Below are 20,452 nucleotides of genomic sequence, written 5' to 3' on the forward strand. Positions count from 1 at the left end.
AAGTTTTATTTAATCTTATAACTGATAAAATCAGCAGAAAATAGCGTTTATCTACTATTATAATTTTTAATCTGACGTTTGATATCACGATCGAGTTCACGACGCTTAATGGATTCACGTTTATCATAATCATGCTTCCCTTTAGCCAGTCCTAAAAGAACCTTGGCAAAGCCATCTTTCAGATAAACTTTCAAAGGAACTAAGGTCATACCGGTTCCCTTTAACTCATTAGAAAGTTTTTCAATTTCTCTTTTTTTCAACAATAGCTTTCTGGTACGATCTGGATCTTGATTCCAAATATTGCCTTGCTCATAAGGGGTAATGTGGACATTATTTAACCAAGCTTCTCCATTTTTAATCTGAGCAAAGCCATCTTTCAAAGTTATACGAGCTGCACGAACACTTTTTATTTCAGTTCCTGTCAGTACAATTCCTGCTTCATAGGTATCTACAATCGTATAGTCATGTCTTGCTTTTTTATTTTGAGCGACGACGTTTCCTTGACCCTTTACCATGCTTTCCTCCTTTCTTCATGGCCTCTTTATAAAAAGGTTTTTTGCTCTTTTCCTTAGAAAAAGATTTTCCTTTTTGCTTTGAACCATGTGTTCGTTTTGATTTTTCAGACTTCCTTGCTTTTCCTCTTCCTTTACGAACTGATTTTTCAACAACATCATAATCACTAGGAAGATAAATAAAGTCAATGTCTCCTGTTTCCTTATCTGCTTTGGTTAATTGTACCTTGATCTGTTGACCAGCTCTAAAGACGACTCCTGACTTTTCACCTTCTAGTGACATCATACGCTCATTATAGTGATAATATTCTGGGAGATTTGTAATGTGAATAAGCCCTTCAATCGTGTTTGGCAACTCGACAAAAAGACCAAATTTCACCACACTTGAAACCACACCTTCAAACTCTTGTCCAACAAACTCTTCCATGTATTCAGCTTTTTTCATAGCCTCAACCACGCGCTCTGCATCAATAGCACGTCTTTCTAAGCTTGAGGTTTCCTTAGCAATCTCTGGAATACGGTGATGAAAATGCTCAATCTTCTCAGCTGTCACTTGGTTGTACTCACGAATCATACGGTGCACTAATAAATCAGGATAACGACGAATAGGGCTAGTGAAGTGAGTGTAAAATTCGGCAGCGAGACCATAATGCCCATGATTGTGCTCAGAGTATCTAGCTTGTTGCATCGAACGCAACAACATCATAGAAAGAACATCACTACCTGGCTGTCCTTCAAGGGCTTTCATAAAGTCTTGAAGTGCCCCTTGTGTAACTTTATTGGCTGTTCCTTGGACTTTCATCCCAAAAACACTCGCATAATCGATAAATTTTTGTAACTTTTCAGCCTTTGGCTCCTCGTGAATACGATAAATAAAGGGAAGATTTTTCTTAGCAAAATGCTCTGCCACACACTCATTTGCCGCTAGCATAAAGGACTCAATCATCCGCTCTGCCATACCACGTTGTCTGAGCTTTATATCCACTGGCCGTCCCTTATCATCGACAATAATCTTAGCTTCTGAAGTATCAAAATTTAAAGCACCACGTTTTTCACGCATCTTCTCTAAAATTTGGTGCAATTTTGCCATCAGATGAAGACTCGGTACAATCTTTTCATATTGCGCCGTCAAAGCCTCATCACCAGCTAAGATTTTATTGACGTCACTATAAGTCATCCGAAAAGTCGTCTTAATCACCGTTTGAGTAATCTGGTAATCCACCACGCGCCCATGGTGATCAATTTCCATAATAGCTGACTGGGTTAGGCGGTCAACATTGGGATTAAGCGAGCAAATACCATTTGACAGACGCTCAGGAAGCATGGGAACAACACGATCAGTCACATAGACACTGGTCCCACGCGCCAGAGCTTCACGGTCCAGTGCTGAATTTTCCTTCACATAATAAGAAACATCTGCGATATGGACACCTAACTCCATATTGCCATTTTCTAAGCTTTTGATATGGACAGCATCATCTAAATCTTTAGCATCTGCTCCATCGATAGTAAAGGTTACCTCATCTCTCAGATCAACGCGTCCCATATAATCTTTTTCAAGAGGATAATCTGGTACTTGATTAGCTTCAGCAAGAACAGCATCAGGGAAAGTTGAGACAATATCCATAGACTCTAGAACTTCTAACACATCGATTCCTGTATCACCTTGGTGACCAACGATATCCCGAACGGCTCCAACAAAATAATCATGCTTTTTAGTGGGATATTTTTCAATATCAACCTTAATAATCTCTGTGCCGTCTAAAACAACAGGTTCTTTTCTAATATAGATTCTCTGTGTAATTTTTTGATTTTTACTCTTGATGTAACCTGCATACTTGGGCTTTTCGTCATCTAAGACAAATTTTCCTACCACCGTTTTCAAAGCATGATCCACAATTCTAACCACACGGGCTTCTGCAGCTGTGCCTTTTAAACGATTGGCCACTTTTTTGATGGCAACTTCAACAGTATCTCCATCAATCGCATGCCCCACATCATTTCTTCCTACAAAGAGATCTTCCTCAGCATCATCAATGGACACAAAACCAAAACCTGCTTTATTTGCTCGAAAGATCCCTTGAAGAGTCACTTCTTCTTTTTTAGACTTTTTCTCTTTCAGAGAAATATCGCCATTGTCATCAAAGGAAATCAACCCCTTACTTTCCATAGATGAAATCGTCTTAATCAGATCACGAAAACCTGTTGAACTCGCCAAATCTAAGGCTTTAGCAAGATCATCAACGCTAGATTTCCCTTCTTCTTTTAAATAGTTTAAAATATCTTCTTTCATTTTTTCCTTTCAATTCTGAAAAAAAATGAGCCAGACATAGTCAGAGCCCACTTCTTATCTACTTGATAATACGGCAAGTGCCAAAGCAATCACCAACCACAAAAATACCAAAATCGCTGTAAAACGTTGCATCACAGCTTCAAAACCACGTGCTTTTGTTCGTTCAAAAAGTGCTTCTGAGCCAGAGCTATCAAAGACATTACTACTTGGATTTTTTTGAGGTTGCATAAAGATTGCAATAATTAAAATCACTGATAAAACCAAAAGTGATGTCAGTAATAAGTCGTACATATTATTTCCCTCCACTATCGTCCTTAGTAGTCTATCATAAATTAGATTAACTTTCAAGGTGAAGGGTTACTTTTCTTTCTTTGGGACAGTATTTAGGCACTGAAATTTTTTCAGGATGATTCTGTTTATTTTTACTGGTGAGGTAGTTTTTACTCCCACATTCTGAACACTTGAGGTTAATTTTAACACGCAAGGTCTAATCCTTCTTCCTTTCTAAAAGTTGCAAAAGCAGAGCTTTTACTTGATTTTCTAATTGCAAAAGATTGCCTCTATTGTCAATCACCTCATCTGCCAAGACTTTCTTATCTTCTAGAGGCATCTGAAAAGATAAGCGTTTGAGAGCCTCTTCTTTTGAAAAACCGTTGCGCTTCATCAAGCGTTTCACTTGGCTTTCGTGATCGACATAGACCAGCCAAATCACATCAAACCACTCTCCAAAATCTTTTTCAAACAAAAGGGGAATATCCATAAAAACAAGGGAATGCTCTTTTAAAGCTCTTTCCTTTTCATCCCATAATGCTTGACGAATGATAGGATCTTGAAGACGAGCTGACTTTTCTTGATGAGAAGGATTTGAAAAAATTAACTGTGCTAACTTTTGACGATCAAGTTCCCCTGATGGCAACAAAATCTCATCACCAAAAGCTTCTACAAGGGCTTGATACAGGTGCCCACCTTGTTTTTGGAGATCATGGACCAACTGGTCCGCATCAATGACGAGATAACCTTTCTCTCGTAAGATAGTCGTAACCGTTGATTTTCCAGAAGCAATCCCCCCTGTAAGTCCAATAAGTGTTGATTTCATCGTTGCTGACAAGAGGGACAAAAATGACTCCCTCTTCCTCCTACTTTTATTTTTTCAATGGGGCTTGCACACCTAGGACAAGGTTGACCGAGCTTATCATAAACCTGATGGTAGTCTTGCATCGTGCCATTATCACCAAAAGCATTTTGATAAGTCCGAATAGTTGAGCCACCTTTTTTTATCCCTAACTGTAAGATACGGATAATCTCTTTCCGCAAGATTTTTACCTCTAGAGGGGACAAGGTTTTACTGAGGCGTTCGGGATGAAGTTTAGCGGCAAATAAGACCTCATCTACATAGATATTCCCCAGCCCTGCCACTAAACTTTGCTCTAAAAGATAGGGTTTAAGTTTCTTTGATGAAGAAGCTAGCGCTTTTTGAAATGGACCTAACAAAAAATCCTCTTCTGTTGGTTCTGGACCAATATGCTTTTTTTGAAAATAGCTTGGCAACTCATTTGTTGCCATGACTTCCATAGTCCCAAACTTTCGCACATCTTGATAGACCAAGCACAGTCCATTATCAAGCTTGAAAAAAACATGACAATGCTTGTTAGCAGACTCCCCGTTTTTTAACAGAAAATACTTTCCTTCCATGCGAAGATGCGAAACCATAGCCACATCACCAAAATCAAAAATCAGGTATTTCCCACGACGTTTCATCTCTAAAATCGTTAAACCCACAAGTGTAGTTTGAAAGGTTTCCACATCAGACTTAACAATACCTGCATAAGTCAGATGAACCGCTTTAATGCGACAACCTCTAATCTGTTGATTTAAACCTTGTTTTACAACTTCGACCTCAGGTAATTCTGGCACGTCACTTCACCTCATTTTACTCATTCTGACTCGTCAAGCATGGATGACATGAACAAGCTATCAAGTTCCTTTTAGAGAACACGTTCTCTTTCTAATATTCCTTTTCGTTATAACCAAAATCAGCAAGGTCTAACTTTTTATCCCGCCAATTTTTCTTCACCTTAACCCAAGTTTCAAGAAAGACCTTATCACCTAGCATGATTTCAATATCACGACGTGCCATAGAGCCAATCTTTTTAAGCATAGTGCCACCTTTACCGATGATAATGCCTTTTTGACTATCACGCTCAACCATAATCGTCGCACGGATATGAACCTTATCAGTCTCTTCATCACGCTTCATGGAATCTACCACGACTGCTACAGAGTGGGGCACTTCTTGCTGAGTCAGATGGAGCACTTTTTCTCGAATCATCTCAGACACTAAAAAACGCTCTGGATGATCCGTAATCATATCTTCTGGGAAATACTGAAAACCTTCTTCGAGATGGTCAGATAAGATCTCCATCAAACGATTGACATTATTTCCCTGAGTGGCAGAGATAGGAACAATCTCTTTAAAATCCATTTGACTTCTAAAATCATCAATCTGCTCTAATAATTGATCTGGATGGACCTTATCAATCTTATTAATAACTAGGATAACAGGGACCTTAGCTGCTTTTAAGCGCTGGATGATCATATCATCACCTTTTCCTCGTGCTTCATCAGCGGGCACCATAAAAATAACCGTATCCACTTCACGCAATGTACTATAAGCAGACTCCACCATAAAATCACCTAGTGCAGTCTTAGGTTTGTGGATGCCAGGAGTATCAATAAACACAATCTGCTCCTCAGCAGTGGTATAGATTCCCATAATTTTATTACGCGTTGTCTGCGCCTTGTCACTCATGATGGCAATTTTTTGTCCCATCACATAATTTAAAAATGTAGATTTCCCAACATTAGGACGACCTAAAATCGCCACAAAACCAGATTTAAATACCATCTAAAATACCACGTCCATCAAATACTTATTCGCTTTGATGGTTCTTCCTTTCTCTAAAAAACAAGAACATACTGATAAAAGACCACATCTCAGGTCTTTATAACATTCTCTTTATCCAAACAATAGCGTCCAAACTTTCGGCACAAAAATAATAAGCCCCGTGATAAAGGCATAGCCTGAAACCACCAGTACCGCACCTGCTGCCATGTCTTTAGCATTTTTTGCCAGCATAGAAAAATGGTAATTTGATGCCAAATCCACAACATTTTCAATAGCTGAATTAATGATTTCAAACGTGATCACTAAAAAAATACTATTTAATAAAAATAGCCACTCTACAGCTGACACACGAAAAATCAAGCCTGCTATCACAGCCAAAACAGCTGATATAGCATGCTTTTTCATATTACGTTCTTCTTTAAAGGCCGTAAAAATCCCTGTGATGGCAAACTCTAGGCTATCTGATAAATTTCTATTTTTCCACTTCTTTTGTGGATTATTGTCGCGTAAGTCCATAGGCAGTTAAAATCTCTTCTTGTAAACCAAACATCTCTTTTTCTTCTTCAGGTGTATAGTGATCATAACCATTGATATGTAAAAAGCCATGAACCGCTAAAAAGCCCATCTCTCGCTCAAAACTATGACCATACTCTTTCGCCTGTTCTCGTGCCTTATCAATCGAAATAAATAACTCACCAATATAGCTATCAAACTCTGACATCATCTCAAGTAAGTCTGGGTTATCCGCTAAATCCTCCTCATCAAATGTGATGGGAACTTCTGGTTTATATTCTAGGCTGATCACATCTGTTGGGCGATCCGTATCACGATATTCTAGGTTTAGGGTATGGCTACGCTCGTTAGTCACAAACGTCACTGCCATCTCTTTATCTTCTTTGCCAGTTTTTTCTGCAGCAAAATTCAGTATATCTAAGGTCTGTTGCTTCATCTCTTCAGAAAGCTGCCCTGTTTCATCTATTAATTCAATATACATTACTTAATCTTCTTTCACAGTTTCATTTACCCTATTATAGCATAAAAAGGCTGAAATAGTCACTCCAGCCTTTATCTTGTTAGCCTAACGCCTCTTTTCTTAACAATTGACAAATCTTTAATTTCATTTAGAGCCCCTTAGCTTACTGCCACCTGATGCTCATTATTTTTGATCGTTTCCTAGCTGGCCAATCGTTTCAAAACTAGCCTTGTCAGGTCTATCTGCACTAGAAGTTTCATAGGCATTGATCACCGCTGCTACAACAGGGTGACGAACAACGTCCTTACTTGAAAAGTGAACAAAATCAATTTGCGTAATTCCTTTTAACTTTTCTTTAGCATCAATTAAACCAGACTTTACATTTCTTGGTAAATCAATCTGACTAACATCCCCATTCACAATCATCTTAGAATTAAAACCAAGACGCGTCAAAAACATCTTCATCTGCATAATAGTGGTATTTTGCGCTTCATCTAAAATAACAAAAGCATCTTCCAAGGTTCGACCACGCATATATGCTAGAGGAGCTATTTCGATAATTTCTCGCTCCATCAAACGATTGGTTTGCTCTTTTCCTAAAATCTGATAAAGGGCATCATAGACGGGGCGAAGATAAGGATCAACTTTTTCCTTTAGATCACCTGGTAGAAAACCTAGACTTTCTCCTGCTTCAACGGCTGGACGTGTTAAAATAATCCGTTTGACCTGTCCACGTTTGAGTGCTGTAACCGCCAAGGTGACCGCTAAAAAGGTCTTGCCTGTTCCTGCTGGGCCAATCCCAAAAACAATATCATGGTTTTTGACACTATCCACATAAACTTTTTGCCCCAAGGTCTTAACACGAATCGGCTTGCCATACGAATCTTTAATAATTTCCTCTTCATAAAGGGCAACAAACTTATCAATCTCATGGTTTTTAGCCATTGAAATCGCCGTCACGGCATCTGCAGTCCCAATCAACATCCCACGACTAACCAAAACAAGCAAGGCTTCAATAACCTGTCTAGCCATCTCAACATCTTGTTCCTCTAAGCCGATAATCTGAACACGCTCCACTCTGGCATGAATGGTCACTCCTAGTTCAGCCTCAATCAATTTTAAATGACGTTCATTTGTTCCAAATAAACTTAAGACGTCATCAGGATGCTTCAAGATGACATCGATAGAATAATTTTGCAAAGCCAAACTCCTTTAGTCTAAATCACTTACTCTATTATAACAAAAAAATCTCTCAAATCGGAGATTTTCTCTGGGCTTAATGGGCTAAATACTCTTCCCAAATCTGATCAAAATCACTCATCGGAAAAGAAAAACTGGCTTTCTCTTCTAAAAATCGACTCACTTCATCAAAATCATCACTTTGTTTTGGAAAGTCATATTCTGAAAAAACATGGTCAGCTAAAAGGGCAACAGGGGCATGACTTTTGGGATTGCGTTGCGTCATTAGCCAAGTATAAAAAGATTTTCTCATTGCCACTTCCTCTCTAGAAATTCTCGACGACGTTGGCTCGATAAAGCATAACGTTCTGGATTTTTACGATAAAAGGCCTGATGGTAATCCTCTGCCACATAAAATGGACAAGCAGGCTCTATCTTGGTCACAAGAGGTCGATCAAATCGACCAGACACTTCCAATGCTAACTTTGAGTCTTCTGCAATACGCTTTTGCTCTTTTGAAGTATAAAAAATAACTGGTCGATAATTATCTCCACGATCTTCAAACTGACCAAAAGCATCCGTTGGATCAGTTTGCGCCCAATAGATTTCCACCAAATCGGCATACGAAATTTTTTCTGGGTCAAAAATGATTTCCACAGCTTCTGTATGACCTGTAGTCTTTGTACAGACCTGTTCATAAGTGGGGTTTTCCACATGTCCACCTGTGTAGCCTGACCGAACAGACAAAATTCCCTCCAATGTTTCAAAAGGTTTTACCATACACCAAAAACAACCACCTGCAAAAATCGCTCTTTCCATAGACCAGACTCCTTCAAATTTTTTAGCATTATACCATATTTCCGCATTCTTGTCAGAAAAATCAAATAGGTAAAATGCTAAACTAGGTTTGACATATCCTTAAGACTGCTGATTCTGATTTTTTAGATGGTTTTTTTCATACAAGGCAATATAATCTGATACTGTCAATCGGCTGGCTAACTCTCCTATTAGTGAAAAAGGGATGTGTTTTGGATTTTTCAGTCTCACACAAGATTTTCCCATATCTAGTTTTGGCGGAGTATCTTTTCCAACATGATAACCTTATGGATAAAGATCAAGTGGCACTTGATAATGAATGAAACGCTTATCCACAGTATCCACAAATCCTTTTGGTAAATGGGTGATGATTTCTTGACGTAACTTTAAAAATACTTCTCGTCGCTCGTCTGGAACTTGCCTTAAAAATTGATCCAGCATCATTAATCGACTAATTCTGTTCCAAAAGGATCTTGCTTAATTTTTTTAGCTTTCATCAACCCACCTAAAGCTTTCTTAAATTGACCTTTAGAAATACCAAAAGTAGCCTTAATGTCTTCTGGGCTAGACTTATCATTTAAAGTCATAAAACCACCATTACTCTCAAGGTAGGTTAAAATCATCTGTGCATCATTTTCTAGCATCTCAAAGGAACGTGGTTTCAAAGAAAGATTTAAAGTACGATCAACTTCTCTAAATCCAATCACACGTACCGTCACTTCCTCTCCTAGTCTTGGCTCAGAAAAACGCTCACTAGGGTGAATAAAACCTAGCATATTATTATCTGGTAAATATACAAAGGTACCACTTAATTTCAAACGATAAACAATAGCACGAAGATTTTGATTTTGCATATTGTCATAGGCTTTTCCTGCTAGCTTTTGAAATACTTCTGATTCTGCTGGAATAGCCCAGATACGCTCTTTTTTATCCACTTCTAAGCGCACATAAAGTTGGTCGCCTTTTTTAGGCCACAACTCTTTCATCTCAGGTAAAAGGTCTAAAGACACGACAACCTGTTTATCTGGAAGACCTGTATCTACAAAGACTCCTAAATCTCGACGCACCTCTGTTACTTGTCCCCAACCATAGGTGGTTTGAGTGGCTGACACTTCTTTTGTTGTCAAACGTAACTTTTGTTTCATGTCTGAGTAGGCAAACCCTTGAACCATATCTCCAAGTTGATGCTCCCCTTCTTCTTTAGAAAGCGCAAAGGTTAAGCCGTCTTTTTGAACAAAATAATAAGTTTTGTTTTCATCTGTAATCATCCCTGTTAGGACTGTTGCTAATAATGTTTTCATCTTTTTCTTTCCTTGGTTTAAAACCCAAAAAAACGAGCAACTGGTTGACGCTAACTAGGACGATCCCGTTGTTCGTTTTATTTTCTACTTTTAAGTGATTTTAGACTTCTAACAATTCTTTTTCTTTGTTAGCTGTCATGCCATCAATATGCTTCACAGCTTCATCTGTAGCTTTTTGAATCTCTTTCTCAAGAGCTTTCAACTCATCTTCTGTGATTTCTTTATTTTTTTCTTGCTTTTTAGCTTCATCCATAGCATCGCGACGGATATTACGGATAGCAACTTTAGCATTTTCCCCAACTTTTTTCACATCTTTTGCCAAATCACGACGTGTTTCTTCTGTTAGAGCTGGAATAACCAAACGAACAACTGATCCGTCATTTGCTGGGTTAATCCCTAAATCTGACTCATTGATCGCACGTTCGATTTCTTTTAAGACAGACTTGTCAAATGGCGTAATCAAGAGAACACGTGCTTCTGGAATGGTGATAGAAGCTAACTGGTTCAGTGGTGTCATGGCACCATAGTACTCAACTTGAATACGATCTAAAAGACTTGCGTTAGCACGGCCAGCGCGAATGCTTCCAAATTCGCGTGCAAGAGCATGATGTGATTGCTCGAATCTTTCTTTAGCTTTTTCAATAATAGCGTTTGCCATTTCTTACTCCTTATTCTGAAATATTATTTGTCACGGTAGTTCCAATATGCTCACCCAAAACAACACGTTTGATGTTGCCTGGCTCGTTTAAGTTAAAGACTACCAAATCGATATCATTATCCATAGACAAAGAACTTGCCGTAGAATCCATAATCTTAAGCCCACGTTTTAACACTTCCATATGCGTTAACTCATCAAATTTGTAAGCATCTGCATTTTTACGTGGATCGTCATTATAGACTCCATCAACACCATTTTTCCCCATCAAGATAGCATCTGCCTCAATTTCTGCCGCACGAAGAGCAGATGTCGTGTCTGTTGAAAAATAAGGTGAACCGACACCAGCAGCAAAGATGACAATACGATCTTTTTCCAAGTGACGAAGCGCACGCCCACGAACATAAGGCTCTGCTACTTGATTCATTGGAATAGCAGTTTGAACACGTGTGTCAACCCCCTCACGTTGAAGAGCATCAGCCATGACCAAAGCATTCATCACTGTTCCAAGCATTCCTGTATAGTCTGCTTGAACACGATCCATACCAGCTGCTGCAGCTGGCTCACCACGCCAAAGGTTGCCCCCTCCGATAACAAGAGCAATTTGGACGCCAGAATCTTTTACATCTTTAATCTCTGCAGCAATTTCTTGAACTGTAGGGATGTCAATGCCAACTCCTTTAGAGCCTGCCAAAGCTTCACCCGATAGTTTAATTAAAACACGCTTATATTTTGGTTCTACCATTTTTTCACTCCTTATTTTATCTGTACTATTTTATCATAAAATTACCTTTTTAGGTAGGTGAAAACCCAAAATCTTTCGCTTTTGGAAAAATTATTTTTCTGATCAAACCATATAAAAAGAAGAGCCTCCTAGACTCTTCTTTCTTTTCATTAAAGTGAGTTAACGTCAACCTTAATTCCAACACCTTGAGTAGTTGTAATTGTAAGGTTTGTGACATAAGTTCCTTTAGCTGTAGCTGGCTTAGCTTTTTGGATTGTATCGTTAAAGGCTTTGAAGTTTTCAACCAATTTGTCTGCTTCAAATGATACTTTACCAATGATAGCTTGTACGTTACCTGCTTTGTCAGCACGGTAAGTAATTTTACCACCTTTAGACTCTTCAACTGCTTTAGTAACATCCATTGTTACTGTACCAGTTTTAGGGTTTGGCATCAAGTTACGTGGTCCAAGGACACGTCCAAGACGACCAACAACAGCCATCATATCTGGTGTTGCAATAACAACGTCAAAATCAAGCCATCCACCGTTGATTTTTTCAACAAGATCTTCTTCACCAACGAAGTCTGCACCTGCTGCTTTAGCTTCTTCAGCTTTAGCACCACGAGCAAAAACAAGAACGCGTGAAGTTTTACCAGTACCGTTTGGCAATACCATTGCACCACGGATTTGTTGGTCAGCTTTTTTAACGTCGATGTTAAGGTTGTAGGCAACTTCTACTGTTGCATCAAATTTTGCAAAGTTTAATTCTTTTGAAAGTGCTACAGCTTCTTCTACGCTGTAAGCTTTTGTGCTGTCGATTTTTTCAAGAGCAGCACGCAATTGTTTGCTTTTTTTAGCCATTTTAAAATTCTCCTTGTAATGTGGTTATATCGATTTTCATCTCCCACGTCACCCATCAAATTACGATGAGGTCATGCGGGTCTTGGGTTGTTACGTTAAATTAGTCAGTAACAGTGAATCCCATAGAACGAGCAGTACCCTCGATCATACGCATTGCAGCTTCAACTGACGCAGCGTTCAAATCTGGCATTTTAGTTTCAGCAATTTCTTGTACTTGTGCACGAGTAACTGTTGCAACTTTAGTTTTGTTTGGCTCACCTGAACCTTTTTCAACACCTGCAGCTTTTTTCAAAAGAACAGCAGCTGGTGGTGTTTTTGTGATGAAGTCAAATGACTTATCTTCATAAACTGAGATAACAACTGGGATGATCATACCAGCTTGATCAGCTGTACGAGCGTTAAACTCTTTAGTGAATCCCATGATGTTGATTCCTGCTTGACCAAGTGCTGGTCCAACTGGTGGAGCTGGTGTTGCTTTACCAGCAGGAATTTGAAGTTTTACGATGTTTTCGACTTTTTTAGCCATGATATAAAATCCTCCTGTTGTGGTTCTTTCGGTAATTGAAATATTTTTACCTCCCACAGATATGCTCAAATAGCATACTGAAATAGTATAACGCAGTTCAATAAATAATGCAAGTTTTTTTAACAAATGATTTACATTCTTTTGTCTTTACTATAAAATAAAAACCATGGATATGTATAAATTACTTGCGATTGTCTTTATTTTTTTGACATTAGCCTTCACTTATGTTCTTGTATCGATTTTTAAATTAAGGCGGTTTGATCTCAATGCGGCTGACCTAGCTCTTCCCTTATATGCTCTAGAGTTGGTCTTAGTATCTGGACATTTTTTTGTCCATCATTACTTACCTTTTTATGCCATTTTGATGTCTCTACTTGCTCTTATCTTAACCATCTATCAAGTACGCACAACACAACGCTTTCAGTTCAGAGCCTTCTTTAAATTTTTTTGGAGATTTGGCTTTTTTGTCACATTAGCAGCTTACATTATGACAGTGCTTGCTGTATTTTTAATGGGATGATTCGAAAATAAAAAAGCTAAAATAGGCAAGTTCCTATTTTAGCTTTTTTATTTTGTCATTAAGACTTTGCGTGGTTTAGTTCCTTCAGCAGGACCGATAACTCCAGCCTCTTCAAGTTCTTCCATTAATCTAGTAGCACGATTAAAACCAACAGATAGGCGACGCTGTAACATGGAGGCACTCGCTTTTTGTGTCTCAAGCACCAAATTCTTAGCTTCTTCAAATAAGGGGTCTCCCTCACTTGAACTACCGCCACCAGTATCAGTATCTGGGACATCCCCAGGATCAAAACTGTCATCATAGTCAGCTTCAGCTTGATTTTTAATAAAACCAACAATACGTTCCACATCATCATCTGAGATAAAAGAACCTTGCAATCGAACAGGATGATTTTCATCAATCGGTTTAAAAAGCATGTCGCCTCGACCTAAAAGTTTTTCAGCCCCATTTTCATCTAAAATAGTACGACTGTCTGTCCCACTGGAGACAGCAAAAGCAATTCGTGAAGGAACATTGGCTTTGATCAGGCCTGAAATGACATCCACTGACGGACGCTGAGTTGCTAAAATCATGTGAATCCCCGCTGCACGTGCCTTTTGTCCCAAACGGATAATGGCATCTTCAACTTCTTTACTGGCTACCATCATCAAGTCCGCCAACTCATCCACAATAACCACCAATAGGGGCAAGGGAATATGTTTCGTCTCAGATTGAGCATTAAAGTCCTCAACCTTAGCATTGTAACCTGCAATATTTCTAACACCAAAATGGCTAAATAGTTCGTAGCGATTTTCCATCTCATCAACAACTTTTTGAAGTGCCTTACTAGCTTTTCTAGGATTGGTGACAACTGGAATTAAGAGATGGGGGATATCGTTATAAACTGATAACTCAACCATTTTAGGATCAATCATCATAAATTTAACTTGATCAGGTCTAGCCTTCATCAAGATACTAGAAATAATGCCATTTACAGCTACAGATTTCCCAGATCCTGTTGATCCCGCTACCAATAAGTGTGGCATGCGAGCAAGGTCAAAGGAACGACTAGTTCCGTTAACAGCCTTACCAAGCGGAACCTCAAGTAGCTTATTAGGATCAGTCTTAGATTGCTCCCAAAGTTCTCTGAAACTAACGGTAGCAATTTCTGAGTTAGGCACTTCAATTCCTACTAGAGACTTCCCTGGAATTGGTGCTTCTATACGAACATCTTTGGCTGCTAAAGCTAAGGCCAAATCATCTGCTAAATTGGAAATCCGATTGACACGAACACCGACAGCAGGCTTCACTTCATACTTGGTGACAGAAGGACCAATCTCAGCTCTCTCCACTGTCGCTTTAATCCCAAAGCTATTAAAAGTTTCTTCCAAAACCCTGATATTTTCACGTACCAGCTTCTTCTCTTTACTTTGATTTTTAGGTTTATCTGGCGCAAATAAATCAATACTAGGTAAATGATAAAGAAGATGCTGCTTAGGAGTGAAGTCAACCTCCACATCATGACCGTCTCTCTCGTCAACTGGCTCTAATTGAGGAACTTGGGCAAAGTCCTCTGGTGGCATGGTATCTTCCAAACCTTCTAAATCATAGCTGACAATTTCTGGCTCAACTCTAACTGGCTCCTCTTTAACAGGTTCATCAAGGATCTCCCCTGTTTCCATATCAACCCTGGCCAAGCGTTGCTCTTGTTCTAACTCTTCTTTTTCTTGTAAAAGCTGAGCTGCTTTTTCTGCTCTTTTGGCTTCCTTTTCTTCTCTTTTAATAAAGCGTTCTTGCTTTCTCAGCTCACGCCGTGCTAAATAGCTCTGCCATTTTTCCACAAGCCACAAATTAGCATCATAAATATCCACAGGAAAAAGAGCAAAAACACCTAAAAGTAAGAGTAAACCTCCAATAATAAAGCTTCCGACATTAGAAAAAAGAAAGGAGACCGGTTTATACAATAAGGCTCCTAACATTCCACCCCCTGCAAAACTTTTGACAGTGAAGTGAGCCAAATCATCCATGATGACATAGGCTGTTGTTGTAAAAATGTCTTGATCTCTATTTTGTTCTAAGGCAAAAAAATAAGCATGGTAAATCAGTAACAACCCTAAAAATGTTAGTAAACTCGCCAATAATAAAGACTCATGCTTTCTAAATAATTTAAAACCATAAAGATACACCCCTAGCCACAACATAAACGGGTAAGCCAAACTACCAACCAAAAATCGGATAATATTATAAACTGTAACACCAAAAACACCTAATTGAAAAAGAGCAAAAAAAAGGATTAATGATAATCCCAAAGTTAACAAAAAACGTTGCAGTGCTTTTTGCCGTATTTTCTCTTCCTTGGTCATCTTTTTTTTAGTCGTTTTACGGGAACTTTTCTTCTTAGTACTCATAGTATCATTATACCATGTTTTAATTTTTTTGGAGAAGTCCTCTTGGTATGATAAAATAGAAAGAACCAATGGATAAGGAGCTACTATGAAAAAAATCATGTATTTATCTGCCTTGTCGCTACTTTTTTTAAGTGGTTGCAAGCAATTAGATCAAGCTATCAAAGGAGACAGCTATGTGGCATCTAGCCAAGCTAAAGAAGAAGCAAAAAAAGAGCTAGAAAAACTCAATCAAGCTGATATGCCACAATTGCAATCAAAAGTGGCTGAAGATGAAGCTGAGGTCAAACTCAAAACAAGCCAAGGAGATATCACAATAAAACTGTTTCCAAAGTATGCCCCACTTGCTGTGGAAAACTTTTTAACACATGCCAAGGAAGGTTATTATAACGGCCTTACTTTCCACAGGGTCATTAAAGACTTTATGATCCAATCAGGAGATCCTAATGGAGACGGCACTGGGGGAGAATCCATTTGGAATGGTAAAGATAGTGCTATTGATGCTGGATATGGGTTTAAAAATGAAATCTCACCTTATCTTTACCACATTAGAGGAGCGCTTGCTATGGCAAACACAGGTGATAGCCAAAGTAACGGCAGTCAATTTTTTATCATTCAAAATTCTGACAACCAATCCAGTCAAACTTCCTCTGATTCATATCCCCAAAAAATTATTGAAGCTTATAAAAATGGAGGCTATCCTTCTTTAGATGGCAACTATACGGTTTTTGGGCAAGTTATTGATGGAATGGATATTGTGGATAAGATTGCTCATGTTGAAACAAACAGCAACGACAAACCCAAAAAAGATATCACCATCGACTCTATTCAAATCCTTAAAGACTATAGCTTTAAATAAATTTGTGGATAAGTCTCTTAAATAAATACACTATAAAAATAATCCCCAGTTTGTGACAGTTTTCAACACAAGCTGGGGATTATTTTATAAGATGTCTAAAAAGTTAAGCAAGATTTGAGCTGAGCGTTTTCCAGCTTCAATAATAAACTCATCGAAAGTCATATTAGCATCATGCGCAGCAGTATCACTCATCGCACGGACAACAATAAATGGACGCCCTGTTGCATGGGCGGCTTGTGCAATAGCGGCTCCTTCCATTTCAACAGCTAGAACCTCTGGAAATGCTGCTTTAATCCTATCAATCTTGTCTTGCCCAGCAATAAAGCTGTCTCCTGTTGCAATTAATCCTAAATGAGCAGCTTGATCATGCTGTCTTAGAATTTTTTTAAACACATCGACAAAGACTTTATCTGACTCAAAATAAAGGGGTTGAGCTGACATTTGGCCATAAGCATACCCAAAAGCAGTTAAATCCACATCATGATAAGCTAGCTTCTCTGCAATAACCACATCACCAATAGCAATTCCCGCTGCAACAGCACCTGCTGAGCCAGTATTGATAATCCCTTCGACAGCAAACTTATCCACAAGAATTGCCACACTCATGGCACTCATGACTTTACCAACACCACTTTGAACTAGAACGACCTCATGACGTCCTAATCTACCTGTGTAGTAGCTATTTCCAATGACCGTCACTTCTTTTTTATCTTCTAGTTTATCCACAAGTAAACGCAATTCCTGCTCCATAGCAGCAATGATTCCAATTTTCATGTATTATCCTTTCAAAAAAGAGAGCTGAAAGAAGCATCAACTCCCTGTTTATAGTTTAAAAATTGCCCAAACCAAAAGTATAATCAGAAAAACTAAAATCACGAGGATTTTATTGAGTTTACTCTGGAAGGTGCTTCTTTTTTTGTTTTCAATCCGACGACTTTTATAAATCGGCTCTTGATGAGAATGGCTTTTATCCTCAATCCCTTCTTCTTGTTCTAGCCACTTTTCTCTCTTGGCTTGCTCAATGATATCATCTGTTAATAAAGGCTTTCCCATTATTTTTCACCTCCAAAATGCAAAGCGTAGTATTGAAGGGCAATAATGGTTTTAGCATCTTCTATCTGACCTGAAGCAACCAAGTCTTGACATTCTTCATAAGAAAATTCATAAACTGCTAACGTTTCATCGTCATCTTGTGGACGAGGATTTTCTACTCTCTGCAAGTCTTTTGCAAGATAGAGTTGGATCTTTTCATTGCAAAATCCGATTGCTGTATAAAAGCTATGGATTAACTCTAAATCGCCTGTATAGCCTGTTTCTTCCTCTAACTCTCGAAGAGCTGCTTCTTTTTCAGAGCCATTTTCTCCAACTTCTAGTTTGCCTGCAGGAATTTCATAGCTCACTTTTTCAATAGCTTTACGATACTGCTTGACAATGATAATTTTATTTTCAGGTGTCACAGCCAAAATAGATACCGCTCCTCTATGGAAAATCAATTCACGGGTCGCAGTTCCTTTGTCATTGGGTAAGGCCACTTGATCCACTGCAACCTTGAAAATTTTCCCTTCAAAAATGTCTTGACGTTTAAGGGTCTTTTCCTCAAATTGCATGCCTACCTCCTATTTTTGACTGGGATGATGGGGTTGTTTTAAGGCATAGCCTAATTTATTAATTTGACGGCTACGTCCAATCGCAATACTATCTTTGGGAACATCTTCAATAATCGTTGACCCTGCAGCTGTTAAAGCATTTTCACCGATCGAAAGTGGTGCAATTAAAGTTGAATGGCTACCGACAAAGGCATTATTCCCAATTTTAGTTTTAAATTTATTTTGTCCGTTGTAGTTGACTGTAATAGTCCCCGCACCAAAGTTAACATCACGACCAACCTCTGCATTTCCAATATAAGTCAGATGTCCAGCCTTGGTATCCTCACCAATTGTAGATGCCTTAACCTCAACAAAGTTCCCAATATGTACACCACGCTCCAAGGTCGAATTAGGGCGGATATGGGCGTAAGGTCCGACAGTGACATCATCTGAAAGTGTTGAATTTTCAATCATCGAATGAGTAATCACTGTATTTTTTCCAATAAGAGAATCAACAATGTAAGTCCCACTCGTTAACCGTGTTGCCTGCCCCACTTTAGTCCTACCTTTTAAGGTGACATTAGCTTCTAAAACGACTTCTGGTGCAATCTCCACATCAATATCAATGTAAGTTGTTGCTGGATCGACAAATGAGACACCATTTATCATATGAGCTTTATTAATTCGCTGACGCATCACGTTTTCTGCAGTCGCTAAAGCCACACGGTCATTAACACCTAAACTCTCGTTGAAATCATGAAGTTTATAAGCGCCAACTTTTTCACCTGCTTCTTTAAAAATGCTGATAACATCTGTCAAGTAATACTCTCCTTGAGCATTATCAGTCGTAATATTTTTCAAAGCTTCAAACAAACGCTTATTGTCAAAGACATAAGTACCTGTATTAATTTCTTTAATCTGTTGTTCAAAATCGGAAGCATCTTTTTGCTCGACAATTTTGGTCACTTCATCATGTTGATTACGGACAATACGACCATAACCAAAAGGATTATCAGCTTCTGCTGTCAGAATCGTTGCCACATTTTTATGATTAACATGAAATTCTATCAGATTTTTTAAACTTTCACCTGTAATTAACGGGGTATCTCCCGCAATGACCAAGGTCTGACCTTCTAGATTGGCTAACTCAGATTCTGCCATCATAACAGCATGACCTGTTCCTAACTGCTCTGTTTGAAGAGCAAACTGTGATTGGTCAGCTAAAACTTCCTTAACCAACTCAGCCTTATGCCCAATCACCGTTACATTTTTTTCGGGATTAATGGCAGAGACACTACGAAAGACATGTTCCAACATTGTAATGCCTGCTACTTCATGAAGTACCTTTGGTAAGTCTGATTTCATGCGAGTTCCCTTACCCGCAGCTAGAATAATAGCATAATTGCTCATAATTTTTCCTCATACAATTGTTAATATCACTTCATTATATCATTTTAACTAGGCCTTGTTAAGTTTTTTCCTCAAGTGGATAGGCCGTAGGCATAAAGAAAATGCATGTAACTATTTTCTAGCTACACGCATTTTTTCAATATTTTCATAATTTTGACACTTTAACAAGGACAAGTCCCTGTTCCAAAGTTATTCTATCACATTTTTTCTACCAAAAACGGATACCAATATTGAACAGTACGATTTCTGAACACTAAATTTTCTTCATACGTTTGTCGTGTCAAATGGATAAACCTTACGAAATTCTTCGCAAACGATTAAGCTGGTTTCTGAGAACTCCAATCCCTTTTCTTTAAAATAAGGCGAGAAGAACTGACGATGGCTTTTTCGCCAACTGCTCAAACTCAAGTCTCCCTCACCCTATTTTCGAGCATGCTCTGGTGAAACGTCACCAAAAGGCACTAGAGAAACTGACGTAATCTCAATAATACAGACAGCCTGATCCTTACTATCTAAAATAACATCGTAGCTCCCGACTTGAGGCAGTGGCTCTCCTTCAAGGAAGTACAAGTCATAGGCTGAGGCAGTCGCCGTCTTTTTCCCTTGATTAACTAAGTGAGCTAACTCATCAGCTTGTACTCCAAATTGCCAAGCGTCAATGTCATCTCCGATTGAAGGATTGATTTTCTTATACTTGTTCCAAAGTTCTTGTGCGTTCATGGTTATCTCCTACTCTTTTTCTGTCTTACTTCTTCTTACAATCCGTTTGACAGAATTTCCCACTATGGTTTTCTCCTCTTCATTTTTAGGACACTCTTTCACTATTCTACCTTCGAAGCAATGCCAAAAATAAATTTGGTAGCTTTGCGACTTTTCTTTGTCCTTTTAAACCCTTCCCTGCTGTCACATATCCAGACGGACTTTCCTAGCCAAACTCTCACATATAGTG

26 protein-coding genes and 1 pseudogene are annotated in these 20,452 nt (G+C 38.6%); 2 read left to right on the forward strand and 25 right to left on the reverse strand.

Annotation, left to right across the window (positions count from 1 at the left end; all coding sequences use genetic code 11):
* Positions 1–47: 47 nt before the first annotated feature.
* The 18 genes from smpB to rplK all read right to left on the reverse strand — a co-directional run bounded on the left by smpB (position 48) and on the right by rplK (position 12,744).
* Complete coding sequence (smpB, locus tag ACQRDX_RS03860) at positions 48–515, reverse strand: SsrA-binding protein SmpB (protein WP_427894482.1); 468 nt, start codon at positions 513–515, stop codon at positions 48–50.
* Positions 478–2,805, reverse strand: a complete 2,328-nt coding sequence (gene rnr, locus ACQRDX_RS03865) for a ribonuclease R (RefSeq protein ID WP_427894480.1) — start codon at positions 2,803–2,805, stop codon at positions 478–480. The genes smpB and rnr overlap by 38 nt, the downstream gene beginning before the upstream one ends.
* Positions 2,806–2,859: 54 nt before the next feature.
* Complete coding sequence (gene secG, locus ACQRDX_RS03870) at positions 2,860–3,096, reverse strand: preprotein translocase subunit SecG (RefSeq protein WP_427894478.1); 237 nt, start codon at positions 3,094–3,096, stop codon at positions 2,860–2,862.
* 46 nt (positions 3,097–3,142) lie between these two features.
* On the reverse strand, positions 3,143–3,289 hold the full coding sequence (gene rpmG / locus ACQRDX_RS03875; RefSeq protein WP_354368904.1) for a 50S ribosomal protein L33: 147 nt from the start codon (positions 3,287–3,289) through the stop codon (positions 3,143–3,145).
* Positions 3,290–3,292: 3 nt separating this feature from the next.
* Entirely contained in the window at positions 3,293–3,901 is a 609-nt protein-coding gene (gene coaE / locus ACQRDX_RS03880) for a dephospho-CoA kinase (protein ID WP_427894543.1), read from the reverse strand.
* Positions 3,898–4,719 carry a DNA-formamidopyrimidine glycosylase gene (mutM, locus tag ACQRDX_RS03885; RefSeq protein ID WP_427894476.1) on the reverse strand — a complete coding sequence of 274 codons (822 nt, stop codon included), beginning with the start codon at positions 4,717–4,719 and terminating at the stop codon, positions 3,898–3,900. The genes coaE and mutM overlap by 4 nt, the downstream gene beginning before the upstream one ends.
* Positions 4,720–4,810: 91 nt before the next feature.
* Positions 4,811–5,710, reverse strand: a complete 900-nt coding sequence (gene era / locus ACQRDX_RS03890; RefSeq protein ID WP_427894474.1) for a GTPase Era — start codon at positions 5,708–5,710, stop codon at positions 4,811–4,813.
* A gap of 111 nt (positions 5,711–5,821) precedes the next feature.
* Positions 5,822–6,226, reverse strand: coding sequence for a diacylglycerol kinase (gene dagK / locus ACQRDX_RS03895; protein WP_354368910.1), 405 nt, complete (start codon positions 6,224–6,226; stop codon positions 5,822–5,824).
* On the reverse strand, positions 6,207–6,704 hold the full coding sequence (gene ybeY / locus ACQRDX_RS03900; RefSeq protein WP_354368912.1) for an rRNA maturation RNase YbeY: 498 nt from the start codon (positions 6,702–6,704) through the stop codon (positions 6,207–6,209). The genes dagK and ybeY overlap by 20 nt, the downstream gene beginning before the upstream one ends.
* A 162-nt stretch (positions 6,705–6,866) precedes the next feature.
* Positions 6,867–7,883, reverse strand: a complete 1,017-nt coding sequence (locus tag ACQRDX_RS03905) for a PhoH family protein (RefSeq protein ID WP_354368914.1) — start codon at positions 7,881–7,883, stop codon at positions 6,867–6,869.
* A 76-nt stretch (positions 7,884–7,959) separates the two neighbouring features.
* Positions 7,960–8,175 carry a YozE family protein gene (locus tag ACQRDX_RS03910; RefSeq protein ID WP_354368916.1) on the reverse strand — a complete coding sequence of 72 codons (216 nt, stop codon included), beginning with the start codon at positions 8,173–8,175 and terminating at the stop codon, positions 7,960–7,962.
* Entirely contained in the window at positions 8,172–8,681 is a 510-nt protein-coding gene (gene msrA / locus ACQRDX_RS03915) for a peptide-methionine (S)-S-oxide reductase MsrA (RefSeq protein ID WP_427894471.1), read from the reverse strand. The genes ACQRDX_RS03910 and msrA overlap by 4 nt, the downstream gene beginning before the upstream one ends.
* A gap of 282 nt (positions 8,682–8,963) precedes the next feature.
* Positions 8,964–9,119: a hypothetical protein gene (locus ACQRDX_RS03920; protein ID WP_427894469.1), complete on the reverse strand. Its 156-nt coding sequence runs from the start codon at positions 9,117–9,119 to the stop codon at positions 8,964–8,966.
* 2 nt (positions 9,120–9,121) lie between these two features.
* Positions 9,122–9,979 carry a CvfB family protein gene (locus tag ACQRDX_RS03925; protein ID WP_427894467.1) on the reverse strand — a complete coding sequence of 286 codons (858 nt, stop codon included), beginning with the start codon at positions 9,977–9,979 and terminating at the stop codon, positions 9,122–9,124.
* A gap of 100 nt (positions 9,980–10,079) precedes the next feature.
* Positions 10,080–10,637, reverse strand: coding sequence for a ribosome recycling factor (gene frr / locus ACQRDX_RS03930; RefSeq protein ID WP_427894465.1), 558 nt, complete (start codon positions 10,635–10,637; stop codon positions 10,080–10,082).
* 10 nt (positions 10,638–10,647) lie between these two features.
* A complete protein-coding gene (pyrH, locus tag ACQRDX_RS03935) occupies positions 10,648–11,379 on the reverse strand; it encodes a UMP kinase (protein ID WP_354368926.1) in 732 nt (243 codons plus the stop codon).
* Between the two features lie 149 nt (positions 11,380–11,528).
* Entirely contained in the window at positions 11,529–12,218 is a 690-nt protein-coding gene (rplA, locus tag ACQRDX_RS03940) for a 50S ribosomal protein L1 (protein ID WP_354368928.1), read from the reverse strand.
* 100 nt (positions 12,219–12,318) lie between these two features.
* Positions 12,319–12,744: a 50S ribosomal protein L11 gene (gene rplK / locus ACQRDX_RS03945; RefSeq protein ID WP_354368929.1), complete on the reverse strand. Its 426-nt coding sequence runs from the start codon at positions 12,742–12,744 to the stop codon at positions 12,319–12,321.
* 166 nt (positions 12,745–12,910) lie between these two features.
* Between rplK and ACQRDX_RS03950 the strand changes: the two genes are divergently transcribed.
* Entirely contained in the window at positions 12,911–13,264 is a 354-nt protein-coding gene (locus tag ACQRDX_RS03950) for a DUF3397 family protein (RefSeq protein WP_427894462.1), read from the forward strand.
* A gap of 47 nt (positions 13,265–13,311) precedes the next feature.
* Here the strand turns inward: ACQRDX_RS03950 and ACQRDX_RS03955 are convergent, their stop codons facing one another.
* The gene (locus ACQRDX_RS03955) at positions 13,312–15,651 is read right to left on the reverse strand and encodes a DNA translocase FtsK (protein ID WP_427894460.1); all 2,340 of its coding nucleotides are present in this window, start codon (positions 15,649–15,651) and stop codon (positions 13,312–13,314) included.
* A gap of 85 nt (positions 15,652–15,736) precedes the next feature.
* Here ACQRDX_RS03955 and ACQRDX_RS03960 point away from each other — a divergent pair, with 85 nt between their 5' ends.
* Positions 15,737–16,507, forward strand: coding sequence for a peptidylprolyl isomerase (locus ACQRDX_RS03960; RefSeq protein WP_427894458.1), 771 nt, complete (start codon positions 15,737–15,739; stop codon positions 16,505–16,507).
* 84 nt (positions 16,508–16,591) lie between these two features.
* Here the strand turns inward: ACQRDX_RS03960 and ACQRDX_RS03965 are convergent, their stop codons facing one another.
* The 6 genes and pseudogenes from ACQRDX_RS03965 to ACQRDX_RS03990 all read right to left on the reverse strand — a co-directional run bounded on the left by ACQRDX_RS03965 (position 16,592) and on the right by ACQRDX_RS03990 (position 20,444).
* Positions 16,592–17,281: a 5'-methylthioadenosine/adenosylhomocysteine nucleosidase gene (locus tag ACQRDX_RS03965; RefSeq protein WP_354368935.1), complete on the reverse strand. Its 690-nt coding sequence runs from the start codon at positions 17,279–17,281 to the stop codon at positions 16,592–16,594.
* 48 nt (positions 17,282–17,329) lie between these two features.
* Positions 17,330–17,560: a cell wall synthase accessory phosphoprotein MacP gene (macP, locus tag ACQRDX_RS03970; RefSeq protein ID WP_354368937.1), complete on the reverse strand. Its 231-nt coding sequence runs from the start codon at positions 17,558–17,560 to the stop codon at positions 17,330–17,332.
* The gene (locus ACQRDX_RS03975) at positions 17,560–18,114 is read right to left on the reverse strand and encodes an NUDIX hydrolase (protein WP_354368939.1); all 555 of its coding nucleotides are present in this window, start codon (positions 18,112–18,114) and stop codon (positions 17,560–17,562) included. The genes macP and ACQRDX_RS03975 overlap by 1 nt, the downstream gene beginning before the upstream one ends.
* A 9-nt stretch (positions 18,115–18,123) precedes the next feature.
* Positions 18,124–19,503 carry a bifunctional UDP-N-acetylglucosamine diphosphorylase/glucosamine-1-phosphate N-acetyltransferase GlmU gene (gene glmU, locus ACQRDX_RS03980; protein WP_427894455.1) on the reverse strand — a complete coding sequence of 460 codons (1,380 nt, stop codon included), beginning with the start codon at positions 19,501–19,503 and terminating at the stop codon, positions 18,124–18,126.
* Between the two features lie 264 nt (positions 19,504–19,767).
* Positions 19,768–20,223: pseudogene (locus ACQRDX_RS03985) on the reverse strand (ASCH domain-containing protein).
* Between the two features lie 101 nt (positions 20,224–20,324).
* Positions 20,325–20,444, reverse strand: a complete 120-nt coding sequence (locus ACQRDX_RS03990; protein WP_427894541.1) for a DUF3977 family protein — start codon at positions 20,442–20,444, stop codon at positions 20,325–20,327.
* Positions 20,445–20,452: the final 8 nt, after the last annotated feature.

The sequence above is a fragment of the Streptococcus sp. SGI.013 genome, assembly GCF_050315295.1.
GTDB classification, from domain to species: Bacteria; Bacillota; Bacilli; order Lactobacillales; family Streptococcaceae; genus Streptococcus; species Streptococcus porcorum.

What these genes read in the sequence shown, in the direction of transcription:
- frr (WP_427894465.1), bottom strand. Translation starts at nt 10,637, where the DNA reads ATGGCAAACGCTATTATTGAAAAAGCTAAAGAAAGATTCGAGCAATCA.
- ACQRDX_RS03975 (WP_354368939.1), bottom strand. Translation starts at nt 18,114, where the DNA reads ATGCAATTTGAGGAAAAGACCCTTAAACGTCAAGACATTTTTGAAGGG.
- macP (WP_354368937.1), bottom strand. Translation starts at nt 17,560, where the DNA reads ATGGGAAAGCCTTTATTAACAGATGATATCATTGAGCAAGCCAAGAGA.
- ACQRDX_RS03965 (WP_354368935.1), bottom strand. Translation starts at nt 17,281, where the DNA reads ATGAAAATTGGAATCATTGCTGCTATGGAGCAGGAATTGCGTTTACTT.
- era (WP_427894474.1), bottom strand. Translation starts at nt 5,710, where the DNA reads ATGGTATTTAAATCTGGTTTTGTGGCGATTTTAGGTCGTCCTAATGTT.
- ybeY (WP_354368912.1), bottom strand. Translation starts at nt 6,704, where the DNA reads ATGTATATTGAATTAATAGATGAAACAGGGCAGCTTTCTGAAGAGATG.
- rplA (WP_354368928.1), bottom strand. Translation starts at nt 12,218, where the DNA reads ATGGCTAAAAAAAGCAAACAATTGCGTGCTGCTCTTGAAAAAATCGAC.
- rnr (WP_427894480.1), bottom strand. Translation starts at nt 2,805, where the DNA reads ATGAAAGAAGATATTTTAAACTATTTAAAAGAAGAAGGGAAATCTAGC.
- coaE (WP_427894543.1), bottom strand. Translation starts at nt 3,901, where the DNA reads ATGAAATCAACACTTATTGGACTTACAGGGGGGATTGCTTCTGGAAAA.
- smpB (WP_427894482.1), bottom strand. Translation starts at nt 515, where the DNA reads ATGGTAAAGGGTCAAGGAAACGTCGTCGCTCAAAATAAAAAAGCAAGA.
- ACQRDX_RS03925 (WP_427894467.1), bottom strand. Translation starts at nt 9,979, where the DNA reads ATGAAAACATTATTAGCAACAGTCCTAACAGGGATGATTACAGATGAA.
- ACQRDX_RS03910 (WP_354368916.1), bottom strand. Translation starts at nt 8,175, where the DNA reads ATGAGAAAATCTTTTTATACTTGGCTAATGACGCAACGCAATCCCAAA.
- glmU (WP_427894455.1), bottom strand. Translation starts at nt 19,503, where the DNA reads ATGAGCAATTATGCTATTATTCTAGCTGCGGGTAAGGGAACTCGCATG.
- rplK (WP_354368929.1), bottom strand. Translation starts at nt 12,744, where the DNA reads ATGGCTAAAAAAGTCGAAAACATCGTAAAACTTCAAATTCCTGCTGGT.
- pyrH (WP_354368926.1), bottom strand. Translation starts at nt 11,379, where the DNA reads ATGGTAGAACCAAAATATAAGCGTGTTTTAATTAAACTATCGGGTGAA.
- msrA (WP_427894471.1), bottom strand. Translation starts at nt 8,681, where the DNA reads ATGGAAAGAGCGATTTTTGCAGGTGGTTGTTTTTGGTGTATGGTAAAA.
- ACQRDX_RS03960 (WP_427894458.1), top strand. Translation starts at nt 15,737, where the DNA reads ATGAAAAAAATCATGTATTTATCTGCCTTGTCGCTACTTTTTTTAAGT.
- ACQRDX_RS03950 (WP_427894462.1), top strand. Translation starts at nt 12,911, where the DNA reads ATGGATATGTATAAATTACTTGCGATTGTCTTTATTTTTTTGACATTA.
- ACQRDX_RS03920 (WP_427894469.1), bottom strand. Translation starts at nt 9,119, where the DNA reads ATGCTGGATCAATTTTTAAGGCAAGTTCCAGACGAGCGACGAGAAGTA.
- secG (WP_427894478.1), bottom strand. Translation starts at nt 3,096, where the DNA reads ATGTACGACTTATTACTGACATCACTTTTGGTTTTATCAGTGATTTTA.
- ACQRDX_RS03955 (WP_427894460.1), bottom strand. Translation starts at nt 15,651, where the DNA reads ATGAGTACTAAGAAGAAAAGTTCCCGTAAAACGACTAAAAAAAAGATG.
- dagK (WP_354368910.1), bottom strand. Translation starts at nt 6,226, where the DNA reads ATGGACTTACGCGACAATAATCCACAAAAGAAGTGGAAAAATAGAAAT.